This is a genomic window from Williamsia sp. z71 (assembly GCF_059553375.1).
Genome location: NZ_JCANWX010000007.1, coordinates 401228 through 409441, shown reverse-complemented (window position 1 = coordinate 409441; position 8214 = coordinate 401228). Strand labels below are relative to the sequence as shown.

The 8214-nt window shown below is 63.0% G+C and carries 9 protein-coding genes; 4 read left to right on the top strand and 5 right to left on the bottom strand.

Translation table 11 applies throughout. The features are described 5' to 3' along the window. Nucleotides 1-11 precede the first annotated feature (11 nt). The 3 genes from AC51GR_RS19180 to AC51GR_RS19170 are packed head-to-tail and all read left to right on the top strand — an operon-like array spanning nucleotide 12 to nucleotide 2888. On the top strand, nucleotides 12-1124 hold the full coding sequence (locus AC51GR_RS19180; RefSeq protein WP_496324122.1) for a Re/Si-specific NAD(P)(+) transhydrogenase subunit alpha: 1113 nt from the start codon (nucleotides 12-14) through the stop codon (nucleotides 1122-1124). A gap of 1 nt (nucleotide 1125) precedes the next feature. Further along, on the top strand, nucleotides 1126-1449 hold the full coding sequence (locus AC51GR_RS19175; protein ID WP_496324121.1) for an NAD(P) transhydrogenase subunit alpha part 2: 324 nt from the start codon (nucleotides 1126-1128) through the stop codon (nucleotides 1447-1449). Continuing rightward, nucleotides 1446-2888: an NAD(P)(+) transhydrogenase (Re/Si-specific) subunit beta gene (locus AC51GR_RS19170; RefSeq protein WP_496326227.1), complete on the top strand. Its 1443-nt coding sequence runs from the start codon at nucleotides 1446-1448 to the stop codon at nucleotides 2886-2888. Before AC51GR_RS19175 ends, AC51GR_RS19170 begins: the two co-directional genes overlap by 4 nt. Nucleotides 2889-3571: 683 nt before the next feature. Here AC51GR_RS19170 and AC51GR_RS19165 read toward each other — a convergent pair. From AC51GR_RS19165 to AC51GR_RS19150, 4 genes are read right to left on the bottom strand one after another with little or no spacing between them, the layout of a single operon-like run. Next, entirely contained in the window at nucleotides 3572-4492 is a 921-nt protein-coding gene (locus AC51GR_RS19165; RefSeq protein WP_496326226.1) for a helix-turn-helix domain-containing protein, read from the bottom strand. Between the two features lie 9 nt (nucleotides 4493-4501). Then, nucleotides 4502-4711 carry a helix-turn-helix transcriptional regulator gene (locus tag AC51GR_RS19160; RefSeq protein ID WP_496326225.1) on the bottom strand — a complete coding sequence of 70 codons (210 nt, stop codon included), beginning with the start codon at nucleotides 4709-4711 and terminating at the stop codon, nucleotides 4502-4504. Beyond that, entirely contained in the window at nucleotides 4695-5483 is a 789-nt protein-coding gene (locus AC51GR_RS19155) for a DUF2637 domain-containing protein (RefSeq protein ID WP_496326224.1), read from the bottom strand. Before AC51GR_RS19155 ends, AC51GR_RS19160 begins: the two co-directional genes overlap by 17 nt. Further along, nucleotides 5480-5938, bottom strand: coding sequence for a hypothetical protein (locus tag AC51GR_RS19150; RefSeq protein ID WP_496326223.1), 459 nt, complete (start codon nucleotides 5936-5938; stop codon nucleotides 5480-5482). The genes AC51GR_RS19155 and AC51GR_RS19150 overlap by 4 nt, the downstream gene beginning before the upstream one ends. A 231-nt stretch (nucleotides 5939-6169) precedes the next feature. On the opposite strand from AC51GR_RS19150, the gene AC51GR_RS19145 reads away from it, so the two are divergent. Beyond that, entirely contained in the window at nucleotides 6170-7435 is a 1266-nt protein-coding gene (locus tag AC51GR_RS19145; RefSeq protein WP_496326222.1) for a helix-turn-helix domain-containing protein, read from the top strand. Here AC51GR_RS19145 and AC51GR_RS19140 read toward each other — a convergent pair. After that, on the bottom strand, nucleotides 7432-8091 hold the full coding sequence (locus tag AC51GR_RS19140; protein WP_496326221.1) for an HAD family hydrolase: 660 nt from the start codon (nucleotides 8089-8091) through the stop codon (nucleotides 7432-7434). The genes AC51GR_RS19145 and AC51GR_RS19140 overlap by 4 nt on opposite strands. Nucleotides 8092-8214: the final 123 nt, after the last annotated feature.

Genomic DNA, 8214 nt, shown 5'->3' with positions numbered 1-8214 from the left:
GGGAGCTTGAAATGAGTGTGGGTGTTGTGCGCGAAACGGCGGCGGGGGAACGCCGAGTCGCGCTGGTTCCGAAGGTCGCGGCCGCTTTGGTGAACAAGGGTGTGCCGGTGATCGTGGAGTCGGGCGCGGGTTTGGGTGCGTTGATTCCTGATGAGTTGTATGTCGAGGCCGGTGCGTCGATCGGCGATCCGTGGTCGGCTGAGGTGGTTGTGAAGGTTGCCCCGCCCACCGATGCCGAGATCGGGAAGTTGTCGTCGGGTTCGTCGTTGATCGGTTTTCTGAATCCGCGTGATGCGCAGAATCAGATCGGCGCTTTGAAGTCGGCGGGTGTGCAGGCCTTCGCTGTCGAGGCGATTCCACGTATCTCGCGGGCTCAGTCGATGGATGCGTTGTCCTCGCAGGCCAACGTCGCCGGCTATAAGGCGGTGATCTTGGCGGCTGAACGCTCGACCCGGTTTTTCCCGATGTTGACCACTGCTGCCGGGACGGTGAAGCCGGCCACGGTCTTGGTGCTCGGTGTGGGTGTGGCCGGGCTGCAGGCGCTGGCCACGGCCAAGCGTCTGGGTGCGCGGACCACCGGTTACGACGTGCGTCCGGAGGTGGCCGAGCAGGTCAAGTCCGTCGGCGGGCAGTGGCTCGATCTGGGGATCGACGCCGCCGGTGAGGGTGGATACGCCCGCGAGTTGACCGAAGACGAACGCGCACAACAACAGCAGGCTCTGGAAAACGCGATCAAGGGTTTTGACGTGGTCATCACGACCGCGTTGGTGCCGGGTCGCCCGGCGCCGCGTCTGGTGACCGCGGCGGCGGTGCAGGGCATGAAGCCCGGCAGTGTGGTGGTCGATCTGGCCGGTGAGACCGGTGGTAACTGTGAGTTGACCGAGCCGGGCCAGGAAGTCATCCGTCATGACGTGATGATCTGCTCGCCGTTGAATCTTCCGGCGGGTATGCCCGAGCATGCCTCGGAGCTGTATTCGAAGAACATTCTTGCGTTGATCGAGTTGATGCTCGATGAGGGCGGCAAGATCGTCCCGGATTTCGATGATGAAATCCTCGCCGCGGCCTGTGTCACCCGCGAACCAGTGACAACCAATTCGGCTGGAGCCGGGAAGGCAGGTGCCTGATATGTATTCGGGTCTTCTCGCGAATATCGCGATTCTTGTACTGGCCGGATTTGTTGGCTTCGCCGTCATCTCCAAGGTGCCCAACACCCTGCACACACCGTTGATGTCGGGTACCAACGCCATTCACGGTGTGGTGGTGCTCGGTGCGTTGGTCGTGTTGGGCCGTTTGCCCGATGATGCCCCGTGGGGTGTGCGGATCATCGCGTTCGTCGCGTTGATCTTCGGCACCCTCAACGTCGTTGGTGGGTTCTTGGTCACCGACCGGATGCTGGGAATGTTCAAGGGCAAAAAGGCGCCGGCCGCATCGCAGGGAGCTGACAAGTGAACAACCTGGTCAACATTCTTTATATCGTCGCGTTCTCGCTGTTCATTCTGGGTTTGTCGGGTCTGACCGGACCCAAGACCGCGGTGCGCGGCAACTGGATTGCTGCTGCCGGTATGGGTTTGGCGGTGATCGCCACGCTGATCGAGATCCGCGACACCTATGCGATCAACTGGATTTTGATCGTGGCCGGTCTGGCGATCGGTGTGATCTTGGGTGTGCCGCCGGCCAAGCGCACCAAGATGACCGCGATGCCGCAGCTGGTCGCGTTGTTCAACGGTGTCGGTGGCGGCACGGTCGCGTTGATCGCGTGGGCCGAGTTCATCGAGACCGCAGGGTTTTCCGAGTTCAAGCACGGTGAATCCCCGACCATCCACATCGTGATCGGGTCGCTGTTCGCGGCGATCATCGGTTCGGTCTCGTTCTGGGGTTCGCTGATCGCGTTCCTCAAGCTGCAAGAGCTGATGAACAAGAACGTCGAGAAGGCATTCGTCCGCAACGCCAAGGTGTTCCAGATCGCGAACATCGTGCTGCTGGCGGTGGCGATCGCGGCGTGTGTGTTCATCGGTGTCAACGCCAGCCCGGGTGAGGGTTCCTCGCAGTGGTGGATCGTGCTGGTGCTCGTCGCCGCCGGGATTATGGGCTTGTTTGTGGTGTTGCCGATCGGTGGCGCGGATATGCCGGTGGTCATCTCACTGCTCAACGCGTTGACCGGCCTGTCCGCTGCGGCAGCAGGTTTGGCGCTCAACAACACCGCGATGATCGTGGCCGGCATGATCGTCGGCGCCTCGGGTTCGATCCTGACCAACCTGATGGCCACCGCGATGAACCGGTCGATCCCGGCGATCGTGTTCGGATCGTTCGGTGGTGGCGGTGCGGCCGGGGCTGCCGGCCCGGCCGGTGAGCAGGGCACCGTCAAGGCCACCAGTGCCGCTGATGCCGCGATTCAGATGGCCTATGCCTCGCAGGTGATCGTGGTCCCCGGTTACGGGTTGGCGGTCGCGCAGGCGCAGCATGCGGTCAAGGACATGGCGAGCATCTTGGAGGAGAAGGGCGTCGAGGTGAAGTACGCCATTCACCCGGTCGCCGGCCGGATGCCCGGACACATGAATGTGCTGCTGGCCGAGGCTGATGTCGAGTACGACGCGATGAAGGAAATGGACGACATCAACGGCGAGTTCGCCCGTACCGATGTCACCCTGGTCATCGGCGCCAACGACGTCACCAACCCCGCCGCGCGTAACGATCCGTCGTCCCCGATCCACGGGATGCCGATCCTCAACGTCGATCAGTCCCGTTCGGTGATCGTCCTCAAACGCGGTATGGCCTCCGGGTATGCCGGTATCGACAACCCGTTGTTCACCGCACCGGGTACCTCGATGCTCTTCGGCGATGCCAAGAAGTCGGTCGGCCTGATCATCGAGGAACTCAAAGCACTCTGAACCATGAATGGTACCGGCCGCCTGGCAAATCACGTGAGCGCACGTCCTTCGGGGAGCCCGCTCCAGATGCTCGAGCCATGTCCTGAGTGACCGATGACTAGCAAGAGAATTGGACGCGCGTCGACCACCGCAGCGGTGGCCCTGCGAGGTGCAAGCCCTCGGGGGTGAGGTCGCGAAGGTGCTTCCTATGGCATTGTCGGCTGAAGTGGCATGGGTCGGCGTGGGCTGACGCCTGGCGTGCTGCGGTCCAAAAGGCAGCAGGGTAAACCAGCCCGGCACAGCGGCGCACTTTTGGACCGGAGCTGACAGGCATGAAGGGTTCGAACAAAGCTGGCAGGTGGGAGCCAAGACCGGCAATGAAGTCGCGCGGTAGGGCGCGATGGGTAGTGTGGACGGGGCTCATTGAAAATGCCCGGATGGGCTGACTGAAGCGTGTCACTTGCGTCGTTCTCTACCAACCGGATCGGGCTTTTCGGTAGAGTTTTCTGTTGACCCGATCGAACTGGTTGCAGGCGGATCGGCGTGGGCGCACCATTTGCGCAGGGAGCTGGGATGGATTCCCAGGCCTCGCGAGACCTCAATGGTGGCTGTCCACCGCGAAGAGTTTTGAGTTGTCATCAGGAAGTTGACGCGGTCGACTGCTGCGGTGAGGAGTTCGTTGCTAAGCAACCGGCTCTGGGAGCTCATTCGGCGGACCCGCTTTTCGATTTCGGGCCATCACACGTTGAGCTGGCGCGGCTCCTCGCAATGGTGGTCAAGTTGGCGTCGGCAGCACCTTCGCGTCTGGACTCCTCGTTCCGTAGGTGTCTGGTGGCTTGTGGACTGCATCTAGGGCAGAACGTCGCGGCCTCGGACCCGTCGGGTTGTTGGACTGTGATGGTGCGTGAGCGGTCGTCTTCGCATTCGCCGCACCAGGGCTGCAGTGCCTGGCCGATGACGCGCCGATTATTCGGTGGCCCAGCAAGATCCGCGAGTCGTGAGGCGAGTACCTGTACTGGGTAGCGAACGCCGTCGGGATTCCGCGCCAGATGCTCGACCAGTGCCCTGGTGGTCCAACCGCCGGCGAGCGCGGCGAAGATTGCCGGCGAGAGCCGTTGCCGGTCTGTGCGTCCGACCGTCCATGGTGCTGGGAGTGCGTTGAAGACGCGGTCGGCGTCGTCGAGGGGTCGTGGTTCGGATGGGGGTTCTGTTGGAGGGTTCAAGGGGTCCTGCTCTGGGTCTCTCGGGGGGTGTCGTTCTGACACGCCCCCGGTCTGTCTCTGGGATGGGGGCCGTCCCACTTCGGGGCGGGGGAGTGTCAATTCGGGACTGGGGTCGGAATCGTCTTGTGACGCGTCGGGATGGTTGAGGTAGTAGCGGCTTGATCGTTGGGCTCCGGAGGTGTGGAACTGGGCGCGTCGGGTGAGGTAGCCGCCGGTTTCGAGGGTGTTCAGGGCGCGTAGGACTGTGCTTCTGCCGGCGCCTGATTCGGTCATCAGGGTGCGGATTGAGGGGTAGCAGGAGAAGTGTTCGTCGGCTTTGTTGGCCAGCAGGATCAGGATCAGTTTGAGGACTGGGGAACCCACGTGGGCGTCGGTGGCCCAGTCGACGGCTTTCCAGCTCATGGCCGTGGGTCACACGCGAGTGGATTCGAGCCACTCGAGCACGTCGATGCGGGTCCACCTGCGGTGGCGGTCGCTCAGGCGTAGGTGGTGTGGTCCGGGTGCGTTGATGCCTCGTTCGCGCTTGGCTGCCCAGTCGTGAAGTGTCGAGACCGGGATGCCGGTGAGGTCGCGGACTTCGTTGGCGGTAAGCATGTCTCGGTCGTTATCGGTGTTGCGCATGGCTGTTTCCTTCGTTGATGGGCGTGTCTGCAGGGAGTTCCCGAAGCTGGGTGATCCCGAGGTCGGTGGTGTTCGGCGTGGCTGCTTTGGCGAGCATGCGGCCGACGGTCTTGTGGTGCACCCCGAGGTGGAGGCCGATGCGCCGGTTGGACCAGCCAGCGTCCTTGAGTGTCACTGCGAGGGTCGGCGCGCCCGAGCCCGTTAAGACACCGACCTTTTCGGTGTCCAGAGTTGGAGCTGGTGAGGTTTGCGCGGCGCTGGGTTTGTCGTCGGTCTCCGGATCGTCGTCGGCGCGCGCCAGTTCCGCTGGTGTGGTGGTTTTGATGGCGCCGTCGTGTGGAGCGGCTATTGGGGTACCGACCAGGAGTGACAGTCCGTGTGTCGCTGCGAGCAGGCTCACTGGCGCGACGGTGGCGACCGCGGCGCCGATCAGTGGCGCCAGAGTTCGGGCGGTGGATACCGCTGCGTGCAGGGCGTTTCCGGCCACAGACACCCATGCGGCGACCGTCAGCACCACCCAGAAGAATCGACGTGCGGACTGTGCGCCAGTGCGTGGCGCGAGAGCCACGACACTGATCGTGGATTGGAGAATGGCGCCGTCCACGATGACGGGCCAGATCCACGCGAGTTCTTGAGGTTGGCCGGCCTGCACGGCGAGATCCTCGAGTGCGGCGAACGAGAGGACGAATGCACCACCAGCGATGGCGACTGTGGTGCCGATGGCGCAGTAGGTTGCTGCCTGCAAGGGTCGGGCGGCGCCGGTGTTGTTCATGCGCTTCGGTTCTGGCGACTGGGGCGCCGCTCGGTGCCAGCGTGGTAGAGGCTGGCGATGTAGTCCTGCGCGAGCTGGAGGGTGTCGGACAAAGCTTGGGCGTGATGGGCGACAACGCTGAAGGCCGTCGCTGCCGCTTCAGCCCGTTCCACGGCGCACGCATGGTTCAGCGCGTCTTCAACATCTCGATAGTGGGTATCGCGCAGGGTGGGATCTGCTGTCAGCTGGCCGGCCCAGTCCGCGAGCCGTTGGTGCAGTTTGGTGTGGAGCCGCGCTTCCTGCGCGAGCGCATCGAGCAAGGGGAGCGGGCTGGCTGGTTCGGGGCCGAAGGTTCCGGCGGCACCGTCGCGAGCAGTCTGTTCGAAGTGCTGGTCCAGGTCGTTGGCATCATTGTCGACGACCGGAAGGCCCCATTCGCCTGGTGTTATGCCGTTGGTGGTCTGCTGCTTCCTCATGTCTTGTCCTGTCCTGCACGTGGTTCAGGTGCTTGTCGTCCGTCGATATGTGACTTCAGGTGGTGGGGAGTCGTCGGTCGGGCCGGGTCGGTCTACTCGTTCTATTCGTCGCTCTCGTACGAATGATCAGCCAGTTTCGTTGCGCAGAAAAGGACGTAATAGGGGACATTGGGAGGACATATTGATCCAGAGCCTCGTGACAGGCGTCCGCTAAGCGCCTAGCATCGAGGTATGACAACGCCCGGTAATGCACGCCTCCGCGCCGCCCGCCAGAGTCTTGGTCTGCGGTCGCAGGCTGCTCTCGCTGAGGCGGTGACGAATGCAGCTCGCGATGCTGGCCTGCGTATCTCGGTCACCGCGCGCACTGTTCGGCGCTGGGAGTCGGCGACACCGCCGTGGCCGCATCCCGACCATGCTGCCGCCTTGGAAGCTGTCTTTCAGCGCCCGATCACCGAACTTGGATTCACTCCGCCGTGGTCGGACGAGTCCGATGCGGGCTACACGCCACAACGACGGACTGAGTCGAGCGGGGGAGCAGTACATCCAAGGATTGGCCAGTCCGGACCTTTATTGCCGGCCTCAGTGGCTGCCGACTACATGGCGGTGACCGTCGCTCATCGGCGGCTCTATTGGTCCTTGCCCGCAGTACGCATCCATCGGGCAGTCGCTGAGCATGCACTCTTGGGCGCAGACCTGGTCGACCAGGCCGCTGCGTCCGCGAAACAGATTCTCGCGTCGGCTGTTTCGGAATCGAGTTTGCTCGCAGGTCGCCTCGAGTTCTTCGACCTCCAGAAGCCAGACCTCGCACAACGCAGTTTTGTGCTCGCGCTGCAGGCAGCGCACGAGTCGGACGATTCGTTGTTAGGCGCCGCGGCGCTGGCGCACATGTCGTTCGCGCCGGCGTTCTCGGGCGACAGTGCACGTGCCGAAGAGGCGCGGGACCGTATTCGTGCTGCGCGCGCGTTCGCGCGCCGGGGTGCCGCGAACTCGATGATGATCGCTTGGCTCGACGCGGTCGAAGCTGAGATTGAGACCAGGTTCGGGGACACCCGTCGTGCCCTCGGACTCATTCATCATGCTGAGCAGCAGTTTGTTGAGGTCGACGATCGACCGTCACCGGTGTGGTTCGACTGGTTCTCGGAAGCTCGGCTCGCTGGCTTCAAGGGGAACACTCTGATGGTTGCAGGCCAGGGCCGTGACGCCCGCGAAACCCTCGAGGGCGTGCTCCGGGACCTGCCTGATGAAGCAGTCAAACAGCGCTCGATCATCTTGGCCGATCTCGCCGCTGCCGCGGTCATCGAAAAGTCACCCGAGAAGGCATGTGAGTATCTGTCGTCGGCGCTGGATCAGCTTGGGCAGAACTGGTACGCGACAGCGATGGAACGAGTCAAAGCGGTCCGGCAGTCGCTCCGTGAGTGGGAGTCGTTGCCGGCAGTCCGCACACTCGACGAGCGTCTCTACGACTGGCACACCACCGTCAACTCGCTTGTGGGCTAGTTCGATTCACCGTTCTCGGCCGCGACGATACCGGGAAGTTCATTGAGGCTGTCGATCCGCCAGTCTGAGAGTTCGGCGACTTCTGGCTTGTCGCGAAGGATCCACCCCCAGGGGCCACGCCGGATGTAGGCAGTCTTGAGGCCGGCCTTTTTGGCGGGTGTGATGTCGTTATCGATGCGGTCGCCGACGTAGAGGATCTGGTCGGCAGGAACCGGCGACTCTTCGATGAGGCGCTCGAAGAACGCCACGTCTGGCTTCTGGACACCCCAATCATCTGATGTGGCAATGAAATCGGTGGGTAGGTCGAGGTGTCGAAGGATCCCGCCGGCGCGGACGGTTTGGTTGCCGGCGATGCCGACCCACACGCCGATTTCGCGGAGTTTGCTGAGCGCGGGTCGAACATCGCTGTACAGATCGTCCTCACCAAACCACTCCGGCTTGCCTGCGTCCGCGCGCTCTTGGCGGGCGGTGGCCAGGTCGAAGCCTGGCTGGAATACCTGGAAGGTCTCGCGGTAGTCCTTGCCTGATGCGATAGTTGCCCCGAACACAGACACGAAGGTGTGGCGGGGCACTCCCAGCCAGTCCGCCCAGGTCCCGTACTCGCGGGTCTCGTCGACGAGGCACTCACCGACATCAAACACAACTGCTTCGATCACGGTGTCAGGATACTGGCTTGATCAATGAAATCGCCTCGATGTGGCCGAATCCGACTGTATCGCTCGTTGCGAATCGCCGGTATGAACTGTAGCTCGGGCCCTAGCCATCAAGGGGATAGATCT